17 protein-coding genes are annotated in these 24450 nt (G+C 74.0%); 6 read left to right on the top strand and 11 right to left on the bottom strand.

The genetic code is table 11. From position 1 onward, the window contains the following. Positions 1-3: 3 nt before the first annotated feature. The 5 genes from M5362_RS14290 to M5362_RS14310 are packed head-to-tail and all read right to left on the bottom strand — an operon-like array spanning position 4 to position 4623. On the bottom strand, positions 4-672 hold the full coding sequence (locus M5362_RS14290) for a response regulator transcription factor (protein ID WP_260227872.1): 669 nt from the start codon (positions 670-672) through the stop codon (positions 4-6). Then, positions 665-2014 (bottom strand): sensor histidine kinase, encoded by a 1350-nt coding sequence (locus M5362_RS14295; protein ID WP_260227873.1) that lies wholly within the window; start codon positions 2012-2014, stop codon positions 665-667. The genes M5362_RS14290 and M5362_RS14295 overlap by 8 nt, the downstream gene beginning before the upstream one ends. A gap of 19 nt (positions 2015-2033) precedes the next feature. Beyond that, positions 2034-2789, bottom strand: coding sequence for an ABC transporter permease (locus tag M5362_RS14300; RefSeq protein WP_260227874.1), 756 nt, complete (start codon positions 2787-2789; stop codon positions 2034-2036). After that, positions 2786-3691, bottom strand: coding sequence for an ABC transporter ATP-binding protein (locus M5362_RS14305; RefSeq protein WP_260227875.1), 906 nt, complete (start codon positions 3689-3691; stop codon positions 2786-2788). The genes M5362_RS14300 and M5362_RS14305 overlap by 4 nt, the downstream gene beginning before the upstream one ends. Before the next feature lie 59 nt (positions 3692-3750). After that, complete coding sequence (locus M5362_RS14310) at positions 3751-4623, bottom strand: hypothetical protein (RefSeq protein WP_260227876.1); 873 nt, start codon at positions 4621-4623, stop codon at positions 3751-3753. Positions 4624-4777: 154 nt separating this feature from the next. Between M5362_RS14310 and M5362_RS14315 the strand changes: the two genes are divergently transcribed. Further along, the gene (locus M5362_RS14315; RefSeq protein WP_260227877.1) at positions 4778-6625 is read left to right on the top strand and encodes an ABC transporter ATP-binding protein; all 1848 of its coding nucleotides are present in this window, start codon (positions 4778-4780) and stop codon (positions 6623-6625) included. Next, the gene (locus tag M5362_RS14320) at positions 6622-8556 is read left to right on the top strand and encodes an ABC transporter ATP-binding protein (RefSeq protein ID WP_260227878.1); all 1935 of its coding nucleotides are present in this window, start codon (positions 6622-6624) and stop codon (positions 8554-8556) included. The genes M5362_RS14315 and M5362_RS14320 overlap by 4 nt, the downstream gene beginning before the upstream one ends. A 102-nt stretch (positions 8557-8658) precedes the next feature. Here the strand turns inward: M5362_RS14320 and M5362_RS14325 are convergent, their stop codons facing one another. Continuing rightward, positions 8659-10137, bottom strand: coding sequence for an MFS transporter (locus tag M5362_RS14325; RefSeq protein ID WP_260227879.1), 1479 nt, complete (start codon positions 10135-10137; stop codon positions 8659-8661). A 123-nt stretch (positions 10138-10260) separates the two neighbouring features. Between M5362_RS14325 and M5362_RS14330 the strand changes: the two genes are divergently transcribed. The 4 genes from M5362_RS14330 (at position 10261) to M5362_RS14345 (ending at position 15927) form a co-directional block, all read left to right on the top strand. Further along, positions 10261-11160 carry a TetR/AcrR family transcriptional regulator C-terminal domain-containing protein gene (locus M5362_RS14330; protein ID WP_260227880.1) on the top strand — a complete coding sequence of 300 codons (900 nt, stop codon included), beginning with the start codon at positions 10261-10263 and terminating at the stop codon, positions 11158-11160. Positions 11161-11343: 183 nt separating this feature from the next. Further along, complete coding sequence (locus M5362_RS14335) at positions 11344-13374, top strand: M4 family metallopeptidase (RefSeq protein WP_260227881.1); 2031 nt, start codon at positions 11344-11346, stop codon at positions 13372-13374. 105 nt (positions 13375-13479) lie between these two features. Further along, positions 13480-14133: a response regulator transcription factor gene (locus M5362_RS14340; RefSeq protein WP_260227882.1), complete on the top strand. Its 654-nt coding sequence runs from the start codon at positions 13480-13482 to the stop codon at positions 14131-14133. Between the two features lie 123 nt (positions 14134-14256). Continuing rightward, positions 14257-15927 (top strand): sensor histidine kinase, encoded by a 1671-nt coding sequence (locus M5362_RS14345; protein WP_260227883.1) that lies wholly within the window; start codon positions 14257-14259, stop codon positions 15925-15927. A 7-nt stretch (positions 15928-15934) separates the two neighbouring features. On the opposite strand, the gene M5362_RS14350 is transcribed toward M5362_RS14345, so the two are convergent. From M5362_RS14350 to M5362_RS14370, 5 genes are all read right to left on the bottom strand, one after another. Continuing rightward, complete coding sequence (locus tag M5362_RS14350; RefSeq protein ID WP_260227884.1) at positions 15935-17161, bottom strand: alginate lyase family protein; 1227 nt, start codon at positions 17159-17161, stop codon at positions 15935-15937. Positions 17162-17274: 113 nt separating this feature from the next. Further along, positions 17275-19860, bottom strand: a complete 2586-nt coding sequence (glgP, locus tag M5362_RS14355; protein WP_260227885.1) for an alpha-glucan family phosphorylase — start codon at positions 19858-19860, stop codon at positions 17275-17277. A gap of 140 nt (positions 19861-20000) precedes the next feature. Next, positions 20001-21368, bottom strand: a complete 1368-nt coding sequence (locus M5362_RS14360) for an FAD-dependent monooxygenase (RefSeq protein WP_308354872.1) — start codon at positions 21366-21368, stop codon at positions 20001-20003. Continuing rightward, positions 21365-22519, bottom strand: a complete 1155-nt coding sequence (locus tag M5362_RS14365) for a monodechloroaminopyrrolnitrin synthase PrnB family protein (protein WP_260227886.1) — start codon at positions 22517-22519, stop codon at positions 21365-21367. The genes M5362_RS14360 and M5362_RS14365 overlap by 4 nt, the downstream gene beginning before the upstream one ends. Before the next feature lie 176 nt (positions 22520-22695). After that, entirely contained in the window at positions 22696-24123 is a 1428-nt protein-coding gene (locus M5362_RS14370; protein ID WP_260227887.1) for an MFS transporter, read from the bottom strand. Positions 24124-24450: the final 327 nt, after the last annotated feature.

Below are 24450 nucleotides of genomic sequence, written 5' to 3' on the forward strand. Positions count from 1 at the left end.
CGGTCAGCCTCGGCCCAGGATGCCGCGGTCGTATCCCACCGCCACCGCGGCGGCCCGGTCCTTGACGCCCAGCTTGGCGTAGATGTGCGTCAGGTGGGTCTTCACCGTCGCCTCGCTGATGAAGAGTTCGGCGGCGACGGCGCGGTTGGAGGTGCCCTTGGCGACGAGTTCGAGGACCTCGCGTTCGCGGGCGGAGAGCGACTCGTCGGCGGGGGCGGCCGGGGTGCGGACGCGGGAGACCAGGCGGCTCGCGACGGCGGGTGACAGGACCGTACGGCCCTCCGCGGCGGCGCGGACCGCGGCGAACAGCTCCTCGCGGGGCGCGTCCTTGAGGAGGTAGCCGGTGGCGCCCGCCTCGATCGCGGGGAGGGTGTCGGTGTCGGTGTCGTACGTGGTGAGGACGAGGACCCGGGAGCGGGCTCCGCGGCGGGCCAGTTCGGCGATGGCGTCGACGCCGTTGCCCCCGGGCATCCGCAGGTCCATGAGGACGACGTCCGGGTCGAGCCGCAGGGCGAGTTCGACGGCCTCGACGCCGTCGGACGCCTCGCCGAGGACGGCGAAGCCGGGCTCCCCGGCGGCGGGCGCGCCGGCGGTGAACATGCCGCGCAGGCCGTCGCGTACGACGGGATGGTCGTCGACGATCAGCAGGGTGATGTCCGTACGGTCAGCCATGGTGCACCAACGGTACGCGGGCGGAGATCGCGGTGCCCTCGCCGGGTGCCGCCTCCACCGTGACGCAGCCGGCGAGGCGTTCGGCCCGGGCCCGCATGCCGTCGAGGCCGAACCCGCCACCGTCGGCGGCCGTGCGGGCGGGCACGGTCCGGGGGTCGAAGCCGTGCCCGTCGTCCCGTACGTCGAGGGTGATCTCGTCGCCCATGTACGAGAGGGTCACCCCGGCCCGGGAGGCGCCGGAGTGGCGCTCGGCGTTGGCGAGGGCCTCCTGGGCGATCCGCAGGAGGGTGGCGGCGACCTCGTCGTGGAGCGGCTCCTCCGTGCCGGTGACGGTGAAGCGGGTGGTGATGCCGGTCCGTTCGGACCAGGTGGCGACGGTGTTCTTGAGCGCCTCGGGGAGTGTGTCGTGCTCCAGGGCGACCGGGCTCAGGTTCTGCACGGAGCGACGGGCCTCGCCGAGGCTGTGGCGGGCGAGGCCGGCGGCGCGCTGGACGTGGACGCGGGCGAGGGCGGGGTCGGGGGTGGCGGTGACGACCTGGAGCTGGGCGATGATCCCGGTCAGACCCTGCGCGATGGTGTCGTGGATCTCGGCGGCCAGCCGGCGCCGCTCGTGGGCGACCCCCGCCTCGCGGGCCTGGAGGAGGAGTTGGGCCTGCAGGGCGGCGTTCTCGGCGAGGGCCTGTTCCAGCCGGGCGTTGGTGCGGGCGAGTTCGGTGATGGTGGCGGCGCGCTCGGCGGCCTTCTCGGCCTCCTTCGTACCGAGGTGGGAGAAGACCACGGCCAGGCAGGCGTTGAGGGCGAAGAGGCCGACGAAGGCGAACCAGTTGACGAGCGAGGCGGGCGGCAGACCGCCGGACTGGGAGCCCGCCATGGTGACGGCGGTGCACAGGAGCCCGGCGCGGGCGAGCCGAGGGGGCAGGAGGTGTACGGCGTCGAAGAATCCGATGCAGGCGTACACGGCGAAGAACGGGTTGAGCCAGGTGAGCGCGAACGCGAGCGCGGTGCGCAGGACGAAGTAGCAGACGGACGCGGTGCCCGGGGCGCCGGGGACGAGGCAGAGCGTGGTGTCGCCGGCGTCGGCGGCCGGGTCCGGGTGGGCGGCTTCCGTGCGCCGGGCCGGGGACGTCCGTGCCCGGTGCGCGACCGTGCGGCGCCGCCGCGCATCCCATCCGGCCTGGAGGGCGAGCGCGACGAGGACGAGGACCGCCGCCGTGGTCCTCTCCGTGGCGTCCATGATCAGGTCGGCGGCCGCGGCCGCGAGGACGGTGGCCAGGACCAGCAGGCCGTACGGCCCCCAGCGGAAGAACTGCTGCCAGCGTTCCTCGACCGTCATCGCCCTCATCGCCCTCTCCCCCGTGCCGTCACTCCCAGCGGAACCAGCGGGCCGCCGTGGCGGTCAGCAGCACCGTCCACAGGGCCATGATCCCGAGCGCAGCCCCCGCGGGCCACCCTCCGGACGTCGCGGTGTCGAGGGCCCGGGAGGCCGCGCCGTACGGCGTGAACTGGACGATGGTGCGCAGGGTGTCCGGCATGGCCTGGACCGGGACCCAGACGCCGGCCGTGAACATCGTCGGGAAGAACACGGCCGACCCGACCGCGGTGGCGATCTTCTGGGTGCGCGAGACGGCGCAGACGGCGGCGCCGAGGGCGAGGCCGCCGGCGATCGCGAGCAGCAGCGCGAGGAGGTAGCCGGGGAGGTTCTGCGGCAGCCGGACGCCGAAGGCGAGCCGGCCGACCGTGACGACGAGCAGGGAGGAGACGAGCGCCGCGACGCCGTGGAGCACGATCTGGGCGGTGAGGAGCGAGGCGGGGCGGACCGGGGTGGTCGACATCCGGCGCAGGATGCCGCGTTCGCGGTAGCCGGCGAGGACGGGGGGCATGGCCTGGAGGCCGGACATGATCAGGGCGAAGAGGACGGAGACGGGGACGTAGAGGTCGATGACGCGGCGTCCGCCGAGGTCCGCGGAGACCTCGCGGAAGGAGGGGATCAGGCCGAGGATCACCAGGAGGACGGTCGGCGAGACCATCACCCAGAACAGGGAGCCGGGTTCGCGGGTGAAGAGCCGGGCCTCGGTCTTCAGGACCATGGTGGTGGCGGTACTGGTGGCGGTACTCATCGGTGGTCGGCTCCCGTGAGGTCGAGGAAGGCGTCGTCGAGCGTGGCGTCGACGACCCGCAGCTGCTCGGCGGTGACGGCGCGCCGGGCGAGGAGCTGGATGAACGCGTTGACGGTCGTGTCGGTGCCGGTGACGACGGTCCGGCCGTCCTTCGTCTCCACGGAGGCGGCCTGCGGCAGGGCGCGGAGCTCGACCGAGTCCAGCGGGCTCTCGGCGGCGAAGGAGATCACCTTGGAGGCGGCGGCGCGGCCGATCAGCCCGTCGGGGGTGTCGAGCGCGGCGAGGCGGCCCTTGTCGATGACGGCGATCTGGTCGCAGAGGCGCTGGGCCTCCTCCATGAAGTGGGTGACGAGCAGGACGGTCACGCCGCCGGCCCTGATGTCCTCGATGAGGGCCCAGGTGTCGCGCCGGGCGCGCGGGTCGAGTCCGGTGGTGAGCTCGTCGAGGACGACGGCGCGCGGGTTGCCGACCAGGGCGAGGGCGATGAACAGCCGCTGTTTCTGCCCGCCGGACAGCTTCCCGAACCGCGCCTTCAGATGGGCGTCGAGCCCGAGGCGCTCGGCGAGGGTCCGCCAGTCGGCGGGCCGCTCGTAGAAGGAGGAGTACAGCTCCAGCGCCTCCCGTACGGTCAGTTTGGCCTGGAGCTCGCTCTCCTGGAGCTGCACCCCGAGGATCCGGGTGACGTCGGCGTGCCGGGTGACGGGGTCGTACCCCCCGACCCGTACGGTCCCGGCGTCCGGGGTCCGCAGCCCCTCGACGCACTCGACGGTCGTGGTCTTGCCGGCCCCGTTGGGCCCGAGGATCCCGAAGATCTCCCCCTCGGCGACCTCGAACGAGACGCCGTCGACGACCACCTTGTCGCCGTAGGCCTTGCGCAGGCCCTGAACTTCGATCATTGGCATGCCCCCAGACTGGCCGCCGCGGGCGTCCGGGGGCATCGGCCATCACGCTCGAAGCGCGGTCAACCGATCGGTTGACCGCCGGTACGACCCGGGGTCTCTCCCGCGGCCGAGAGCCCGGCTTCGAGCCGGGCCACCACGCGCTCCTCGCCGGCGCGCCGGGCCGCCGCGAACCGGCGGTCGACGAGCGCCATCGGCAGCAGCCAGAGCCAGCCCCAGAGGCTGAAGGAGTCCACGACGCCGGTCTCCCGGAGCACGAGGTTGGTGGCGTAGGACAGCACGACGGAGACCACCCAGGCCGCGGTCCGGTAGCGGGCGAGGAGGCGTACGGGTGCGTTCCAGGGGCCCGACAGCGCGTCGAGCGTCGCCGCGAGCACGGCGGCGCGGCGGTCCGTCGGCCGGGCGGTCTCGTGCGCCCGCACCGCCGCGCGCACGTCCTGGTCGCCGTGGTGGCGCAGCGCGTACGTGAGGTCGGCGCTCTGCTCCTCGACGGTCCGGCTGGTCACGGCGGCCCGCGCGGCCTGGAGCCGGATGTCCTCCCAGTAGCCCCTGCGGTGCAGGCGTTCGGCGGACTCGACCCGTTCGGCCTCCGGGGAATCCGGGGCCAGCTCCTTGATCCTCGCGGTGAGGGCGACCGCGCGGGCTGACCGGCCGGGGTGCTCGAACCCGTCGGCCCGGAGACAGAGTTCCGTATACCCGGCGAGCAGCCCGAGATGGTCGGGGTCGAGCTTCAGCCCGGCCCGGAACGCCTCCTCGGCGGCGTCGTCGTGGTCGTCCTCGTCCGCGGCCATATGCCCGACGGCGAGCCAGCAGTACAGATCGGCGCTCGGGCCGAGCGCGTCGAGGCCCTCCCGCGCCGCGCGGCGTACGGCGGCGTGCCCGCCCGCCAGGTAGAGCTGCTCGCAGCGCGCGAAGTACGCCTCGGCCGTCGTCATCCGTCTCCCGCCCCTGTGCTCGTACCCCGGATGGTCCACGGGGTCGGGAAAGTCTCCGGCCTGCGGATACGCCGGTCAAGGGGCGGACCGGGAGGGCCCGGTGGGGGGAAATTCGGGTGAGGGATGTCAGTGGTGAACCCTAGTCTCGGACCTGATGCCCGGAGAACATGTAGTTGACAAGGATTCCCCCGACCCGCGCCACTCCGCCGTGCGCTCGCTGGCGCGGCTGTGGCCCTATGTGCGACCGGTGCGGGGGCGGTTGGCGACGGCCGCCGTCGTCGCGATCGTCGCCTCCTGTCTGTCGCTCGTCATCCCGCTCGTCCTGAAGTGGATGGTGGACGGGCCCGTCGCCGCCGGTGATCCGGGCGGGGTGTGGCTCGGGGCGCTGTACCTGCTGCTCCTCGGCATCGCGGAGGCCGTGCTCTTCGGGTTCCGGCGGTGGCTGGTGGCCCGGCCGCTGGCCGGGGTCGAGGCGGGCATGCGCGCCGCTCTCTACCGGCGGCTGCAACGGCTGCCGATCGCCTTCCACGACCGGTGGGCCTCGGGTCAGCTGCTCTCGCGCGGCACGACCGATCTGATGCTGGTGCGGATGTTCCTCGCCTTTCCGCTGACGTTCCTTCTGGTCAACGCCGTGACGATCCTGGCCGGCTTCGTCCTGCTGCTCGGCCAGGACTGGACGCTCGGGCTCGTGCTGCTCACGCCCGTCGTCCCGCTGGTCATCGTCTGCTCGCTCTTCGAGACGAAGTACTCGGTGGTCGCGCGGCGCGCCCAGGACCAGGTCGGCGATCTGACGACCGTGGTCGAGGAGAGCGTCCTCGGCATCCGGATCGTGAAGGGGTTCGGACGCCACCGCAGTCAGGCCCTGGCCTTCCGCGCGCTGGCCGAGCGGCTGCGCGGCACGGAGCTGGTCAAGGCGCGGCTGCTCGCCGGGATCTGGGCGCTCATCACGATCATTCCGGAGCTGGCGATCGGCGCGGCGCTGGTGCTCGGCACGGTGCGGGTCGCCGACGGGACGCTGTCGGCGGGCACGCTCGTCGCGTTCCTGTCGACGGCGCTCGCGCTGCGCTGGCCGGTGGAGTCGATCGGCTTCCTGCTCGCGATGAGCCAGGAGGCGGCGACGGCGACGGAGCGGTACTTCGAGGTGATGGACGCGCCGGAGGAGACGCCGGGCCCGGCGCCGGCCGCGAACTCCGCGAGCGCTGCGGGCCCTGCGAGCGCGGCGAGCGCGGCGTCCGCGTCCTCGCCCTCGCCCTCGGACGGGGTGCGGTTCGAGAACGTCTCCTTCCGCTACCCGGACGCGCCCCCCGACGCCCGACCCGTGCTCGACCGCGTCGATCTGCACATCCGCCCCGGCGAGACGCTGGCCCTGGTCGGCGGGACCGGTTCCGGGAAGACGACGCTCACGGCTCTCGTCCCCCGGCTGCACGAGGCGACCGGCGGCCGGATCCTGCTGGACGGCGAGGACATCACGCTCATGGAGCGCGAACGGCTGCGCGCCCTCGTGGCGGTGGCCTTCGAGGAGCCGACCCTGTTCTCGGCGAGCGTCGGCGAGAACGTCCTGATGGGCGGTACGGAAGGGGCGGGCGAGCCCGAGCTCCTGCGCGCGCTCGGCGTCGCCCAGGCGGAAGGCTTCGTGGCGGCCCTGCCCGCGGGCGCGGCGACCCAGGTCGGCGAGCAGGGGCTGAGCCTCTCCGGCGGCCAGCGCCAGCGCCTCGCCCTGGCCCGCGCGGTCGTCGGCCGGCCCCGCTTCCTGGTCCTCGACGACCCGCTCTCCGCGCTCGACGTCCACACGGAGGCCCTGGTCGAGGCCGCCCTGCGCGAGGTCCTGCGCGACACGACCGCCCTGGTCGTGGCCCACCGGCCGTCCACCGTGCTGCTCGCGGACCGGGTGGCGCTCCTGTCCGAGGGCCGCATCGCGGCGGTGGGCACCCACCACGAACTGCTGCGCGGCAACGCCGAGTACGCCTGGCTGATGTCGGGCGAAGGGGCTGAGGAACGATGACGGATCCGACGACGGTGACGGCGACAGGGACCGCGCCGGCCGCGGGGGCCTCGGGGGCCTCGGACCGGGCCGAGTCCGGCGCGGACCCGGCGGCCGCCCCTGCCGGGCACGGTCCGAAGGGCGGCCCCTCCGGGGGTGGGGACCCCTTCGACCGGGACGATCTTCCCACCGCGCCCGGGGCCACCGGCGCCCTGCTGCGGTCGCTGCTCGCCGCGCACCGCGTGCGGGTGGGCGTCGCCGCGCTCGTCCTCCTCCTCCAGCAGGCCGCCGTGCAGGCCGGACCGCTGCTCGTGGCGTACGCCATCGACCGCGGCGTACCCGCCTTCCGGGGCGGGGACTACGGGCCGGTCGTGGCCGTCGCCGTCGGGTACCTGCTCTGCGCGGTGGCCGGCGGCCTCCTCCAGTACGCCTTCGTGCGCGGCGCCGCCCGCGTCAACCAGGACGTACTGCTCGATCTGCGTGGGCGGATCTTCCGCCACGCCCAGGTGCTCAGCGTCGACTTCCACGAGCGGTACACCTCCGGCCGGCTCATCTCCCGGTCCACCACCGACGTGGAATCCCTCCGCGAACTGCTCGCCGAAGGTCTCCAGGAGCTGATCGGCGTCGTCCTCGCGTTCGTCTCCATCTCGGCCATGCTGCTCTGGCTCGACCTGGGCATCGGCGCGGTGGCCGTCGCCTCCTTCGTACCGCTGTACCTGCTCGTACGGGTCTACCAACGGCGCGCGGGCGTCGTCTTCGACGAGCGTTCCACCGCGATCGCGGGCGTGATCGTGAAGTTCGCGGAGACGATGAACGGGATCCGGCCGGTGCGGGCGTTCCGCCGCGAGCGGGCCAACGACGCCGATTTCGCCGTGCTCAACCGGCGCCACGAGCGCTCCAACGGCGACGCGCTCCTGGAGATGGCCCGCTATGTCGTCGGCTCGCGGCTCGTCGCGAACACCGCCGTGGCCGGCATGTGTCTGTGGGGCGCGTACCGGGTGGCCGACGGGACGCTGGCGCTGGGCGTGCTCGCCGCGGCGGTGCTCTACATGCGGCGGCTCTACGACCCGATCGACCGGCTCGGCATGTTCCTCAACTCGTACCAGTCCGCCGCCTCCTCCCTCGGCAAGATCGCGGGTCTGCTTGCGCAGGAGCCCGGGGTCCCGGAGGCCACCGTGCCCCGGAGGCTTCCGGCGCGGCCGGACGGGCACCCCGGCCGGGAGGTGGTCTTCGACGGGGTGCGGTTCGCCTACCGGACGGGCGGCGAGGTGCTGCCCCGCTTCGACCTGACGATCCCGGCGGGCCAGACGGTCGCCGTCGTCGGCTCCACGGGCGCGGGCAAGTCGACGCTCGCCAAGCTGCTGGCCCGTTTCTACGACCCCACGGAGGGACGGGTGCTGCTCGACGGCGTCGACGTCCGCGAACTGGAGACGGCCGAACTGCGGCGGGGCGTGGTGATGGTGACCCAGGAGGCGTTCCTGTTCTCCGGGACCGTCGCCGAGAACATCGCGATCGGGCGGCCGGACGCGACCCGGGAGGAGATCGAGCGGGCGGCGAAGGAGATCGGCGCGCACGACTTCATCGCGGGGCTGCCGGACGGGTACGACACGGACGTACGCAAGCGCGGCGGCCGGATCTCGGCGGGCCAGCGGCAGTTGGTGGCCTTCGCCCGCGCCCTGCTCGCGGACCCGGCGGTCCTGATCCTGGACGAGGCGACCAGTTCGCTGGACGTGCCGGGCGAGCGGGCGGTGCAGCGGGCGATGGACACGGTGCTCGCGGGCCGGACGGCGGTGGTGATCGCCCACCGTCTCTCGACGGTGGAGATCGCGGACCGGGTGCTCGTGATGGAGTCCGGCCGGATCGTGGAGGACGGCAGCCCGGCGGAGCTGGTGGGCGGCGAGGGCCGCTTCGCGACCCTCCACCGCGCCTGGCGGGACAGCCTGGTGGGGTGACCCCGCGTGGACCTCGGCTGCGTGGACCTCGGCCGTGCGTGGTGACGTCGGGCCGGACCTCTCCGGCCCTGCGGGGTGACGCCGGGAGGCGTCACCCCGGGGTCATGTGCTCCGGCGTCGGAGCAGGCCCACGCAGAGCGCCGCGGCCAGGAGCATCACCAGGGCCGCGCCGCCCGCCGCCCCGTTCAGGGCGTCGGTGAAGGCGGCGCGGGCCGCGTCCAGGACCGGGCCGGGGGACGTGAGCGCCCCGCCCAGGGTCTCGCGGGCCGCCGCCGGGGCCGAGGCGGGCACGGCGGAGGTGTAGACGGCGGCGCCGATCGAGCCGAGGACCGCCATGCCGAGCGCCCCGCCGAGTTCAGAGCCCGATTCGAGGACGGCCGCCGCGGCGCCCGCCCGCTCGGGCGGGGCCGCCCCCAGGGCGCTCTCGTTGGCCAGGGTCATGGCGGAGACGAGGCCCGAGGCGTAGACGGTGGCGCCGGTGAGGACCGCCCAGAGCGGGGTGCCCTGGCCGACGAGGGTCAGCGAAGCGAAGCCGCCCGCGGAGAGCAGGAAGCCGCCCGCCATCACGTACGCGCGGTCGGTCCGCCGGGCGAGCGCGGCGCCGGCGGGGGCGGCGACCATGACGCCCGCCGAGGGGACCAGGCTCCACAGCGCCGCCTCGAACGGGCTCTGGCCGAGGACGGACTGGAGGTACTGGGTCAGGAAGACGGCGAAGCCGACGGTGGCGAGCATCGCGAGCAGGTTGGCCAGGACCGGGCCTCCGTAGGCCCGCTCGCGCAGCAGCGTGAGGTCGACCATCGGTTCCGCGAGCCGGGTCTGGCGGCGCAGGAAGACCAGGCCGAGGAGCAGGCCCGCCACGATCGTGAACAGGGGCAGGGTCCGCCCGCCGTCCTCGGCGAGCTCCTTGATGCCGTGGATCAGCGGCAGCAGGGCGGCCAGGGAGAGGAACGCGCTCGGCCAGTCGAAGCGGCCGCGCGATCGGGGGCCCTTGGACTCCGGCAGGAGGACCGGGCCGAGCAGCAGGAGCAGGACCATCGCGGGCAGGTTGACCAGGAACACCGAGCCCCACCAGAAGTGTTCGACGAGCGCGCCGCTGACCACCGGGCCGAGGGAGATCCCGCCGGCCATGACGGCCGTCCAGGTGGTGACGGCCTTGGCCCGCTGGGCCTCGTCACGGAAGAGCGTGCGGATCAGGGCCAGCGTGGACGGCATCAGGCACGCGCCGGCGACGCCGAGGAGCGCGCGGGCGGCGATCAGTTGCCCGGGGCTGTGGGCGTAGGCGGCGGCGAGGGAGGCGGCCCCGAAGAGTCCGGCGCCGAGGAGCAGGAGCCTGCGGCGGCCGACGCGGTCCCCCAGCGCGCCCATGGTGATGAGGAGTCCGGCGAGCACGAAGCCGTACATGTCGAGGATCCACAGCTGTTCGGTGGCTCCGGGGCGCAGGTCGGCGCTGATGGAGGGGATGGCGAAGTACAGGACGGAGACGTCCATGGAGACGAGGAGCAGCGGCAGCATCAGCACGCCGAGCGCGGTCCATTCGCGACGGCCGGCGAGGGCCGTTTCCGGTGGTGTCGTGAGCGTCATGCGGGGAGCGAAGCAGCCCCGTGCGTACGGTGCCACCGCCGTCCTAGTACACCCTCGGACCGGCGGTGAACCACCAGGTCGTCCCCGCGTACGGGGGTCAGGTGCACTAGTACACTGCCCGCCGTGACGACCCCGCCGCCCTACCTCGCCATCGCCGCCGAGATCCGTCGGAGGGTCCAGGCGGGGGAGCTCTCTCCCGGCGACCGTGTCCCCTCCACCCGGGCGATCACCCGCGAGTGGGGCGTGGCGATGGCGACCGCCACCAAGGCCCTGGCCGCGCTGCGCCAGGAAGGGCTCGTCAGGGTCGAGCCGGGCGTGGGGACGGTGGTGGCCCGGTCGGCCAGCGCTCCGGCGGCGGAGCCGCTGAGCCGTGACCGGATCGTCCGTGCCGCGCTCGAACTCGCCGACGCCGAGGGCCTTTCGGCGCTGTCGATGCGCCGGATCGCCACGGGTCTGGGCACGTCGACGATGGCGCTGTACCGGCATGTGTCGGGCAAGGGCGAGCTGGTGCGGCTGATGACGGACGCGGTCTGCGGGGAGGTGCCGTTGGGGCCGGTGCCTCCCCACTGGCGTACGGGTCTCGAGCACGCGGCCCGCTGGCTGCGGGCGGTCTACGCCCGGCACCGCTGGATGGCGCACGCGATGGCCTCGTTCACCCGGCCGATCGCCTCACCGAACGCGATGGCGTACACGGAGTGGGTGCTGGGGGCGCTGCGGGGAACGCCCCTGACGCCGTTCGAGAAGATCCACACCCATCTGGTGATCTTCGCCTATGTCCAAGGGGTGGCCATGGCGGACGACCTGGAGGAGCAGGCCCGGCAGGACTCGGGGATCTCGGACGGCGAGTGGATGGAGCGGAACGAGCCACGGTACGACGCGATCTCGGGCGGGGGCGCGTACCCGCTGCTCAGCTCGCTGAGCGAGGGCGAGGAGTTCGAGCTCGACCTCGGCACGCTCTTCGAATTCGGGCTCAGGAGAACGCTGGACGGCGTCGCGGCCATGATCGACGAAACGTCCGGTTAACGAACACGACCTTTCGGGCACCGGACGATTTCCGGCCAACTTGTTGACGCGCTCCTGACAGATGCCCGTCACGGCTGCCACTCTCTCCCCGACTCGTAAGTGAGTTCGCGCTCCACAGCTCTGTTTGCACTGCCCGGACGACCCACCCAGCCGTCCGGTACCCCCCTCGCAAAAGGAGTCTGCGTGAGATCCACGCCCAGCCGTCGCGCCACCGCGACCGGCGCTCTGATCGCTGCCGCCGCCATGATCGCCGTGACCGTCCAGTCGGGTGCCGCCACCGCGGCGGACACCCCGTGGTCGGCCGCTCCGAAGTCCCAGGCCGGCACCCAGGCGAACCCCGGCAAGCTGCCGGCCGACCTGTCCCCCGCGCAGCGCACCGCGCTGATACGCGCGGCGGACGCCGACAAGGCGGCGACCGCCAAGTCCCTCGGCCTCGGCGCGCAGGAGAAGCTCGTCGTCCGCGACGTCGTCCAGGACCGTGACGGCACGACCCACACGCGGTACGAGCGCACCTATGCCGGACTCCCGGTCCTCGGCGGCGACCTGGTCGTCCAGGAGACCAAGGCCGGAGTGGCCCAGGGGGTCACCAAGGCCTCCCGCGCGGAGCTGAAGAACGTCGACCTGACCGCCGACGTCGCCCCGGCCGCCGCCGAGAAGCAGGCGCTCGGCGCCGCCGCCGCGGAGGGCTCGAAGAAGACCTCCGCCGAGCGCGCCCCGCGCAAGGTCGTCTGGATGGCGCAGGGTTCGCCCGTCCTCGCGTACGAGACCGTCGTCGGCGGCCTCCAGCACGACGGCACCCCGAACGAGCTGCACGTCGTCACCGACGCCACCTCCGGCGCCAAGCTGTACGAGTGGCAGGCCGTCCACACCGGTACCGGCAACACGCAGTACAGCGGCCAGGTGACGCTGGGCACCGCGCCCTCGTACACGCTGACCGACACCGGCCGCGGCAACCACAAGACGTACAACCTCAACCGGGGTACGTCCGGCACCGGAACGCTCTTCTCCGGCTCGGACGACGTCTGGGGCGACGGCACCCCGCAGAACGCGGAGACCGCGGGCGCGGACGCGCACTTCGGCGCCGGGGTCACCTGGGACTACTACAAGAACGTGCACGGCCGTTCCGGCATCCGCGGTGACGGCGTCGGCGCGTACTCCCGGGTCCACTACGGCAACGCGTACGTCAACGCCTTCTGGCAGGACTCCTGCTTCTGCATGACGTACGGCGACGGCGCGGGCAACACCAAGCCGCTCACCTCGATCGACGTGGCCGCGCACGAGATGACGCACGGCGTCACCTCGAACACGGCCGGTCTGGTCTACAGCGGGGAGTCCGGCGGCCTGAACGAGGCCACCTCCGACATCTTCGCGGCGGCCGTCGAGTTCTACGCCAACAACGCCTCGGACAAGGGCGACTACCTCGTCGGCGAGAAGATCGACATCCGCGGCAACGGCACCCCGCTGCGGTACATGGACAAGCCGAGCAAGGACGGCTCGTCCAAGGACGCCTGGTACTCGGGCATCGGCGGCATCGACGTCCACTACTCCTCGGGCCCGGCGAACCACTGGTTCTACCTGCTCTCCGAGGGCAGCGGCGCCAAGACCGTCAACGGCGTCAACTACGACTCGCCGACCTCCGACGGCCTGCCCGTCACCGGCATCGGCCGGGACAAGGCCGCGCTGATCTGGTTCAAGGCGCTCACCACCAAGTTCAGCTCGAACACGAACTACGCCGGTGCCCGCACCGGTACGGTCGCGGTCGCCACCGAGCTGTACGGCGCCGGCAGCCCCGAGGTCCTGGCCGTCGAGCACGCCTGGGCCGGCATCAACGTGGGCGCGCGCCCCGGCGGCGGCAACCCCGACCCGGGCAAGGTCTTCGAGAACACGGCCGACGTGTCCGTCCCGGACAACGGCGCCGCGGTGACCTCCACGGTCAACGTCACCGGCGTCACGGGCAACGCCCCCTCGGCCCTCAAGGTCGACGTGAACATCGTCCACACCTACCGCGGTGACCTCGTCGTCGACCTCGTCGCCCCGGACGGCTCGGTCTACAACCTGCACAACCGGTCCGGCGGCAGCGCCGACAACATCGTCCAGACCTACACCGTGAACGCCTCCTCGGAGGTCGCCAACGGCGCCTGGAAACTCCGCGTCCAGGACAAGGCCTCGATCGACACCGGGTACATCAACAGCGTCAAGCTGACCTTCCCGTAACCCCCTGGTGGGGTAGGCGGAAGACAGCCGGCGGACGCCCGGAGGGAACCTTCCCTCCGGGCGTCCGCGCGTCTGCGCGTCCCTGCGTCTGCGTAGGGTGGCCGGATGATCAGGCTGCTGCTCGCGGACGACGAGACGATGATCCGGGCGGGGGTACGGGCGATCCTCGCCGCCGATCCGGGGATCGAGGTGGTCGCGGAGGCCGGGGACGGCCGGGAGGCCGTCGAGCTCACGCGCCGTCATCACCCGGACGTGGTCCTGCTCGACATCCGCATGCCGCGGCTCGACGGGCTCGGGGCGGCGCGGGAGCTGCGCCGCGTGGCCCCGGACACGGCGGTCCTGATGCTGACGACGTTCTCGGAGGACGAGTACATCGCCCGCGCCCTCGGCTCGGGCGCCGCCGGGTTCCTGCTCAAGTCCGGCGATCCCCGGGAGCTGCTCGCGGGGGTGCGCGCGGTGGCCGGCGGGGCCGCGTTCCTCTCCCCCGAGGTCACCCGCCGGGTCATCGCGCACCTTCCGACGGGCCGGCTCTCCCGCGCGGCGGAGGCGCGGGAGCGGCTGGAGCCGTTGACGGCCCGGGAGCGCGAGGTCGTGGGCCTCGTCGGCGCGGGCCTGTCGAACGGCGAGATCGCCGCCCGGCTGTACGTCGTGGAGGGCACCGTGAAGGCCCATGTGAGCGCCGTCCTCGCCCGCCTCGGCCTGAAGAACCGGGTGCAGCTGGCGATCCTGGCGTACGAGGCGGGGCTGGTGGAGGACTGACCACCCCGCCGCCGGGACGGGCCGGGCCGGGAGCCGTGAGGACTGACCGCCCCGCCGGGGCGGGAGCCGTGAGGGCTACTTTCGTCAGGGGTGCCTGGCCCGCGCGTCCGGCAAGCTGGGCGGATGCGCCGTGAACGACTCCGGGACCTGCTGCTCGACCTGGGCCTGTGGGGCCTGCTCGCCACCCCCGTGCTGCTGCGCCTCGACCCCCACGACGGCGGCTCCTGGGGTCAGGTCGCCGTGGGGGTCGTCGCGCTCGGTGCGGCCGTGGCCTGCTGCCGGTCCCTGCCGCTGCTCTCGCTCGCCGTCGCCGTCGCGCTGAGCCTCGCCACCTCCCCGGAGCTGTTCACCCCCGCGTACGCGCTCGCGCTCGTCGCCTTCGGGTATCTCGCCGGGCGTCGGCAGCGGCGGACGCGGGCCGCCCTGGCCCTGTTCGCCGCGGTCGCGGCGCTCGGCTTCGCGCTCGTCCCGCTCTCGGAAGGGAACGTCTCCCAGGGGTTCACCGTCGTCCTGGTCCTCGCCCTGGCGATCGTCGCGCCCTGGCTGACGGGCCGGTACGTGCGCCAGTACGCGCGGCTCGTCCGGGCGGGCTGGGAGCTGGCCGCGCGCATGGAGCACGAGCAGGCCGCCGTCGCCGACCGGGAGCGGCTGCGCGAACGCTCCCGTATCGCGGGCGACATGCACGACTCGCTCGGTCACGACCTCGCCCTGATCGCGCTGCGTGCCGCCGCGCTGGAGGTCGATCCGGGGCTCGGCGCCCGGCAGCAGGCCGCGGCCGGGGAGCTGCGCGTGGCGGCCGCCGACGCGACGGCCCGGCTGCGGGACATCATCGGTGTCCTCAGGCCGGACGAGGAGGAGGGGCGGGGCGGCGGCGCCCCGACGGCCCCGGCCGGGGAGACGGTCGAGGAGGTCGTGGAGCGGGCGGGCGCCTCCGGGCTGCGGGTGGAGCTGACGGTGACCGGGCCGGAGGGCGGCACACCGCCGATGGTCGACCGGGCGGTCCACCGGCTGGTGGTGGAGGCCCTCACGAACGCGGCCAAGCACGCGCCGGGCGCCCCGGTCCGGGTCGCACTGGAGCGCGCGGGCTCCACGCTGACCGTGGCGGTGTCCAACGGCCCCGGGACCGGACGGTCCGCCGGCGGCCCGGACCGTACGGCCCCGGCGCGGACCGGTGACGCCGGTGACGCCGGTGGCGCCGGGGACCGCCCGGCCGGCCCGGTCTCCGGCGGCACCGGGCTCGTCGGCCTCGACGAGCGCGTGCGGCTGGCCGGCGGGCGGCTGACCCATGGGGCCCGCGCGGACGGCGGGTTCGCCGTCCGCGCGGTGCTGCCGCTGGAGCCGGGTGCCGCGGCGCGGGCCGCCGTCGCGAGCACCGGCGCCACCGGGGCGGCCGCCGCCGCGCGGCGCGCGGGGCCGATCGCGGCGCCCACCTCCGTACGGGAACGGGAGCGGGCGCGGCGGGAGGTGCGGCGGGGGCTCGCGCAGGCGATCTGGATCCCGCTCGCGCTGGTCGCCGCGCTCGGTCTCGTGATGCTGCTCTTCGGTCTGTGGACGCAGTCCCGGTCGTTCCTGGACCGGGACGACTACGTCTCGCTGCGTGTCGGCGATCCGCTCTCCGCCGACGCCGAACGCCTCCCCCCGCACCCGCTGGACGGGCCGCCCGCCGCGGTCCCGCCGGAGCCGCCCGGCATGGACAGCTGTCTGTACTACCGGGCGGCGATGACCGCCACGGTGCCCGTCTACCGGCTCTGTCTCGTCGACGGCCGGCTGGCCGAGAAGGCGGTCGTGGGGTGAGACGGCGTCAGTTCGGGTTCCCCGCGTGCGTCAGGGTCTCCCAGGAGACGAAGTAGTTGTCCGTGCCGGAGGGCCGGTGTCCCTCGGTGTAGATCCGCGTGTTGGTCATGGAGATCCCCATGCGCCCGTTGAGGGCGTTGTAGCCGACCTCCGTCACCCGCCCGAGGCCCCGCTTCACCGTGCCGCCGCACAGCCAGGACGGGACCGCCGTGCCGTTCTCGTACGTGGTGTGGAAGCCGAGCGCGTGCCGCAGCCGCTCGGAGACCTGGGGGTACAGGTCCGCGCCCTGGATGCGGCTGGTCTCGGCGGTGTGGACGGCGGCGGCGAGGCCCCAGCCGGTGTGGCCGAAGTCCCGGCAGGTCTCCTGGGAGAGGCCGTCGGCGAAGGTGGACTGGCCCTGCCAGTACGTCACGATCTCGTCGCGGGTGTCGATGGAGCTGTTCGGCGGCGGCTTGGGCGTGGCGCCGTCGGTGGACAGGTAGATGTACGCGGGGACCCGTCCGAGGTAGGTCCTCACGGCCTTGTCGTAGGCCGCGCGGTCCTCCAGGTGGACGGCGATGCCGAGCGCGGCCTCGGTCATGATGAGTTCCCAGTTGCCGTTCTTCGTCGCGGCCCCGTTGATGATCTCGGGGAGGTAGACGGTGCGCAGCATGGTCGCGAAGCGGCCGGAGTTCGGCCAGCCGCCGGTGTAGGTGTGCTTGATGATCTCGGCGGCCCGGGGCCAGGAGGAGCCCGCCCAGCCGGTCTGGAGCGGGGCGTTGGAGTTGGTGTGGTCCTTGATCACGGCCGACCAGGCGTCCATGATCTCGATCGCCTTGCGGGCGTGGCGGTCGTCGCGGGTGAGGTACCAGGCCAGCGCCTGGGTGTAGGCGGCGACGGCGTCCTGACGTTCGTCCGTGCAGCCGTTGTTCGGGTTGGAGGAGGAGCCGCATTCGACGATCGCGCGCGGCTTGGGGGCCCGGGTGAGGGAGGCGTAGGAGCTCGCCATCATCTGGTCGTGGGCGGCCTTCCAGGGCTGCGCGCCGGCCTGCACCTTCGCCCGTACGAAGTCGAGTTGCGGCCGGGACACGACGACGCCGGGGTGGGTGAAGGCCGCCGGGGCGGCCATCTGGGCGGGCAGGGCGGGGGTCGCCGCGGCCCGTTCGGGTCCGGCGGCGGCCGTCGGGGCGAGCGTGACCGCGACGGCCGCCGCGAGGGCGGTGGCGAGGGTGGGGACCAGGGCTTTGAGGCGCATGTGGGGGTGCCTTCCGTTCCTGTATGTGAACGTCGAGCGGGTGAATGAACTCCGCGTCGAGCGTGGAACGTAGAGGGCACTCATGGACACGTCAATACCCTGGTCCATACTAGTCAGCGCAGCAGGACACCCGCCCCCTCCCGCGTCGTCTCCGTCGGCAGGGTCACCAGGCCCAGCTCCGCCGGGGACGCGAGCAGCCGGTGGGCGGGCAGCACCCGGACCGTGCAGCCGAAGGAGCCCGTGCGGTCCAGGACGAGGGAGCCCTCGTAGGGCAGCCCGCCCTCCAGGTCGGGACCGCCCGCGGGCTTCAGCACGCACACCCGGGTGTCCACGAGGGCGTCGTCGGGGGTGACCCGGCCGGCCACGGCCTGCACCTCGACGTCCTCCGGCCGCAGGTCGCCGAGGGCCACCCGCACCCGTACCGCCGTGGTCGCGCCGAGCTCCGCGTCGGCCAGGTCCTCGCCGATCTCGCCGACCTCGATGTGGTCGACGCCGACCTTCGGCCAGCCGCCCCGCACCCGGGACTTCCACTCCGCCAGCTCCCGCGCGGCCGCCGGGGCCAGCGCCCGGTGGGCCCGGGCCGCCGGAGCGTAGAGCCGCTCCACGTACTCCCGCACCATGCGGTCCGCGAGCACCTTCGGACCGAGGTCACGGAGCGTCCTGCGGACCATCTCCGTCCAGCGGACCGGCACCCCGTCCGCGCCCCGGTCGTAGAAGCGGGGGGCGACCCGGCGCTCGATCAGCTCGTAGAGCGCGGCCGCCTCCAGGTCGTCGCGGCGCTCCTCGTCGGTCGCCGACGCACCGTCGGCCGTGGGGATGGCCCAGCCGAAGTCGGACTCGTACCACTCGTCCCACCAGCCGTCCAGGACGGAGAGGTTGAGACAGCCGTTCAGGGCCGCCTTCATCCCGCTCGTCCCGCAGGCCTCCAGCGGGCGCAGCGGGTTGTTCAGCCAGACGTCGCAGCCGGGGTAGAGCCGGCGCGCCATGGCCATGCCGTAGTCGGGCAGGAAGACGATCCGGTGCCGCACCCGCGGGTCGTCCGCGAACCGCACCAGCTCCTGCACCAGCCGCTTCCCGCCGTGGTCGGCGGGGTGCGCCTTGCCCGCCACGACGAGCTGCACCGGCCGCTCGGGGTGCAGCAGCAGCGCCCGCAGCCGGTCGGGGTCGCGCAGCATCAGCGTGAGCCGCTTGTACGAGGGGACCCGGCGCGCGAACCCGATGGTGAGCACGTCCGGGTCGAGGACGGTGTCGGTCCAGCCGAGTTCGGCGGTCCCGGCGCCCCGCTGCCGCCAGGAGTGCCGCACCCGCTCCCGTACCTCGGTCACGAGCTGTTCGCGCAGGGTGCGGCGCAGCTCCCACAGCTCCCGGTCGTCGGCCTCCTCGCCGCGGCGGCCGACCTCGGGCGCCGTCCAGGTCGGCGCGTGGACGCCGTTGGTGATCGAGCCGATGGGCACCTCCTCCGGGTCGAAGCCCGGCCACAGACCCGCGAACATCCCTCGGCTGACGGACCCGTGGAGGGTGGAGACGCCGTTGGCCCGCTGGGCGAGGCGCAGACCCATGGCGGCCATGTTGAAGAGACCGGCCTCGCCGCCGAGCGGGGTCTCGTCGCCCAGGGCGAGGATCCGGCCGACGTCGACGCCGGGGAGTTCGCCGTCCTCGCCCAGGTGGCGGGCGACGATGCCGCGTTCGAAGCGGTCGATGCCGGCGGGGACGGGCGTGTGGGTGGTGAAGACCGTCCCGGCGCGGACGGTCTCCAGGGCCGCGTCGAAGTCGAGGCCCTTCTCGGCCAGTTCCCGGATGCGTTCGAGGCCGAGGAAACCGGCGTGGCCCTCGTTGGTGTGGAAGACCTCGGGCGCGGGGGTGCCGGTGAGCCGGCAGAAGGTGCGGACGGCGCGGACCCCGCCGATGCCGAGCAGCATCTCCTGGAGCAGCCGGTGTTCGCTGCCGCCGCCGTAGAGCCGGTCGGTCACCTCGCGTTCGGCGGGCGCGTTCCCCTCGACGTCGGAGTCGAGCATCAGCAGCGGTACGCGGCCCACCTGGGCGGTCCAGATGTGGGCGTGCAGACTGCGGCCGCCGGGCAGGGCGAGGGTGACCCGGGCGGGGCTGCCGTCGCTCTCGCGCAGCAGGGTGACGGGCAGCTCGCCCGGGTCGAGGACGGGGTACTGCTCCTGCTGCCAGCCCTCGCGGGAGAGCGACTGGCGGAAGTAGCCGTGCCGGTAGAGCAGACCGACGCCGACGAGCGGGACGCCGAGGTCGCTGGCGGCCTTCAGATGGTCGCCGGCCAGGATGCCGAGTCCGCCGGAGTACTGGGGCAGGGCCGCGGCGACCCCGAACTCGGGTGAGAAGTAGGCGATGCAGGCGGGCATGTTCCCGTGCTGCTCCGCCTGTTCCTGGTACCAGCGGGGGGCGTGCAGATAGTGGTCGAGGTCCTCGGCCGCGGCGCGCAGCCGGGCCTGGAAGTCCTCGTCGCCGGCGAGGGCGGCGAGACGGGCGGCGGAGACGGAGCCGAGCAGCCGGACCGGGTCGAGGTCGTCGGCGCGGCGGGACCCCGCCCGGCCGGCGTGGTCGGGGTCGACGGAGCCGAAGAGCTCACGGGTCGGGTCGTGCCAGGACCAGCGCAGGTTCCGCGCGAGGTCGGTGAGGGGTCGAAGGGTGTCGGGGAGGACGGGACGCACGGTGAATCGACGGATTGCCTTCACGCGTTCCACCTTCGCAGGCGAGTACGGAGCGGAGCCGACGCACCACGCTGTGCAGTCGGTTGTCCATCCATCGAAGGTAGGTCACCGCGGGCTCCCGGGCCACGGCGCGCGGGGGTCGTGCCGTGGCCCGGGAGGGGCGGTCAGCGCGGCGCGCCGGCGGTCAGGTCGCCGGGTCGCACCTCGTAGGGCGAGCCCTGGTTGACGGTGGCCGGGTCCGCGGCACCGGTCGCGGCATAGCGGGCGGCGACGGCGGCCAGCTCGGCGGCGGGTATCACCTGGTGGATGTCGGTGAAGCCGTGCGGGGCCCGCTCGTGCGCCAGATTGATGACGACCTCGGGGCCGAGCCTCCGGTTGGCGCGCTGGAGTTCGGTGGTGACGGGCCTGCGGGCCGCTTCGTAGGCGGCGAGGGCCTCGGCCGGGTCGTGGTGCAGCGCGAGGGAGTGGGCGAGGGCGCGCGCGTCGAGGATGGACTGCGAGGCGCCGTTGGACCCGATCGGGTACATGGCGTGGGCCGCGTCGCCGATGAGGGTGGTCCGTCCGTGGCTCCACCGCGCCAGGGGCTCGCGGTCGACCATCGGGTACTCGTGGGCGGTGTCGGCGGCGCGGAGCACCTCGGGGACGCTGACGCCGTCGAACTCCCAGCCCTCGTAATGGTGCAGGAACGTTTCGACGGGGACGGGACGGTTCCAGTCGCCGAGGTAGCGCTCGTCCGCGGCGTCCGACGGCCGGGCGAGGGCCCAGTTCACCAGGACCTCGCGGGAGGGGCCCGAAGGCAGGCTCATCGGGTAGACCACGGCCTTCTGCCGGTCGTCGCCCGCGATGAGCATGAAGGTGCCGACGGAGCGTGACGGCATCCGGGAGACTCCCCGCCACACCAGGGTGCCGTTCCACGGCGGGGCGCCCTCGCCGGGGTTGAGCGCCGCCCGGACGGCCGAGCGGATGCCGTCCGCGCCGACGAGCACGTCCGGTTCGAGGGAGGCCCGGCCCCGGACGGCGCCGTCGCGGTGCATCAGCTGGATGCGGGGACGGCCGTCGGGCAGCGGCTCCACACCGGTCACCCGGACGCCGGTCACCAGGGCGGCGGCGCCGAGCCGTTCCCGTACCGCGTCGGCCAGGACCTGCTGGAGGTGGGCGCGGTGGACGGAGAGCTGGGGCCAGCGGTAGCCGGCGCCCACGCCTCGGGGCTCACGGGCGATCAGGCCGCCGGAACGGTGGTAGTAGCGCAGCTCGCGGGTGCGCAGGGCCCCGGCTTCGAGGCGCGGGAGCAGGCCGAGCGCGTCCAGTTCGCGGACGGCGGGGGGCATCAGGTTGAGACCGGCGCCGACCGGGCGGCTCTCGCGGACGGACTCGACGACGGTGACGCGGTCGAATCCGGCGGCGTGCAGGGCGAGGGCCGCGGTGAGGCCCGCGATGCCGCCGCCCGCCACGACGATGTGGAGCAGCCCGCCGCCGGGCAGGTCACGCCCGCCGTCCGGGGTACTGCGGGGATGCGGGGCGGGGTACGTCATCGGACTCCCCCTCGGTGCGCCGCGGCCGCGGACGGGGCGGCCCCCGGCACGCCCTTGGCCGCGCGGCGCACCAGCGTCTCGTTGTCCCTGGTCAGGTCGAGTATCGAGCGCAGCAGCGCGACCGGGGCGCCGCCGCTGCCCTCGTCGTAGAGCCGTACGTCGTCGGCGTAGGCCTTGCGGGCGATACCGATGTGGCGGGCGCGGAAGGTCTTGAGGATCTTCAGGACCCGGCCGAGCGCGTGGGCGGAGGCGGCCAGGTGCGGGGGCAGCCGGTCGCCGCTCTCCCAGCTGACGGCGGCCGAGAGCTTGCTGACGGCGGAGATCCCGCCGGCGTGCCGGGCGTGGAAGTCACGCCAGGCCGGCAGGCTGTACGGGATGGACTCGGCCAGGAACGCGTCGTACGCCGGGTCGGAGCGGTCGCACTGCCAGAGCGTCAGATCGACCAGCCAGAGGGGGACCTGCGCGGCGGCCGGGCCCAGGTAGTCGCGTCCGGCGACGTCGATCTCCTCGAAGTACGGGCGCAGGGTGAGCGCGAAGTACTCCGGGCTGACATGGGCGACGGTGAAGTCGATGGCGTCGACCATGGACTGGACGTGGTGGGCCGTGCGGTCGAGCGCGACCGCGAAGCCGGGGTCGTACGGTTCGAGCGTGGCGAGCCGCGCGCAGCTGTCCAGGGCGGCGACGAGGCCGGGGAAGGACATCCGGACGGCCTCCTGGAGCCGGCCCTCCATGGGGTCGCCGGTGTACATGCGCCGGCGCGGGCCGAGCGGGTTCCAGGTCGTGTAGTGGTGGACGGTGTCACGGGGCACCATGTCGGTGCGGTGGCCGAGGAGTTCGAGGACCGGGAGCACCTCGGGGACGGCGGCCGTGGGCTGGACGCCGTGGCGTTTCAGGGAGCCGAGCAGGATGCCGAGGTCGCGCATGGCGGCGAGCGCGTCGACCACGCTCCACTCGGCGGCCAGCTCGCGGTCCGGAAGCAGGGCCCGCAACGCGACGGTGAGCGCGGGCACATCGGCGCGGGCGTTCATCGCGGGCACCGCGGCGAGCAGGGCGTCGGCGCCGAGCGGGTCGGCGTCGCGTATGTCGGCTATGCGATAGCGCGGGTCGCCGCGTTCCTCTAGTCGGGGCGCGACAAGGTCGTACAGGGCCAACGGAATGCCCCCTCTTTTTCGGGGCTCGTTCACCTCAGGGCGCCTCGCGCGCGCGTCGCAGGCCGCTCGCACCCGGTCCCGCGTTCCTCGGAACCTTCGCGCGAACTCCCCTGTCGACCCCCGCGGCACCCTTCGGCTCACTCGCCGGGTCTACGTGGTCACCGCGGTCACCGAGGTCACCGGGGTTCGGCCACGCGCCCCTGGCGTGACGGCGCCGGGGTGGGCGTGGGCAGGCGCAAGCGTAAAGAGGTCACCGCGGCGACGGCGGCGAAGGCCCCGCCGACGAGCAGAGCGGCCCGGAATCCGGCGGTCTGGGCGGCCGCGGTGGCCGAATCGGTACGGGTGGTGGCGACGGCCACGAGGACGGCGAGGCCGAGCACCGAGCCGAACTGCTGGGCGGTGTTGACGAGTCCGGAGGCGAGCCCGGTCTCCTCGGGGGCGGCGTCGGCGGTGGCGGCCACGTTCGTCGCCACCATGACCAGCGGCAGGGCGGCGCCCAGGAGCAGGCTGGGCGCGAGGACGGTGGTGAAGAACGTGCCGTCGGGTCGCAGTGCGAGGGCGAGCCACACGGTGCCGGCGCACAGCAGCGCGAAGCCGAGGGTCATGGTCCGTGGCAGGCCGAGGCGGAAGATGAGCCGGCCGGTCTGCGGGGCGACCGCGACGACGACGAGGGAGAGCGGGAGGAGCCCGAGGCCGCCGCCGAGCGGGGTGTGTCCGAGGACGCTCTGCAGATAGAGGCTGACCAGGAAGAACATCGGGAACAGCGCCATCTGGGCGAGAGCGCTGAGGAGGTTGGCGAGACGGAGTGCGGGGCGCGCGAGGACGGCGGGCGGCACGAGGGGCCGGGCGCTGCGGGTCTCGACGAAGGCGAACACGGCGAGGAGGGCGAGTCCGGCGCCGCCCGCGCCGAGGGTCGGGGCGGACACCCAACCGTGGGCGCCCGCCCCGACGAGCGCGTACGCGACGAGTGCCAGCCCCGCGGTGACGGTGAAGGCGCCGGCGAGGTCGAAGCCGGCCGGATGGGCCTGGGGGCTCCTGACGGCGCCTCGCAGGACGGCCGAGCCCCAGAGGAGCAGGACGGCCGCGGCGAGGACGTTGAGCCAGAGGGTGGAGCGCCAGCCGAGGAGGTCGGTGAGGACCCCGCCGAGTACGGTGCCGAGGACGCCGCCCAGGCCGCCCATCGCGGCGAACGCGCCGAGCGCCTTGTGCCGGGCGGGCCCGTCGGGGAAGAGGACGAGCAGCAGGGCGAAGGCGGCGGCCGCGGCGAACGCGGCGCCGACGCCCTGTGCGGCCCGGGCGGCGACCAGGGCACCCGCGTTCGGCGCGAGCCCCCCGAACGCGGAGGCGGCGGCGAGCAGCACGAGCCCGGCGAGGAACACGCGCCGATGTCCGAGCAGGTCGGCGGCGCGCCCGGCGAGGAGCAACAGCCCGCCGAAGGCGATCAGATAGGCGTTGGCCACCCACGAGAGACCGGCGGAGCCCGCCCCGAGGTCCGCCCCGACGGAGGGCAGCGCGACGTTGACGATCGCGGTGTCGAGGATCAGCAGCAGCTGTGTGGCGGCGAGCAGCGCGAGAGCGCCCCGGGGGACGCGACCGGCCTTCACGGGGCGCCCCCGGTACCGGAGACGCCGCGCGAGGCCGCCCGCCGCCGGCCCCAACCGGGATCCAGCCCGCGCCGCCCGACCGACCAGCCACCGTCCCTGCACCGGCCCCAGCCGGGATCCAGCCCGCGCCGCCCGACCGACCAGCCACCGTCCCGGCACCGGCCCCAGCCGGGATCCAGCCGCCTCCGGCCTCCCGGCAGACCACCACCACGGCCCCGAACCACCCGCCGGTCGGGCGCGGGCGCGTTCCGCCTGCCCCCCGGCAGGCGGAAAGCCCCGCGTCGGCCGACCGGCCCGCACGTTCCCGGCGCGCCCGCCACCCCCCGC

This window comes from Streptomyces sp. Je 1-79 (assembly GCF_025195125.1).
Classification (GTDB): Bacteria; Actinomycetota; Actinomycetes; order Streptomycetales; family Streptomycetaceae; genus Streptomyces.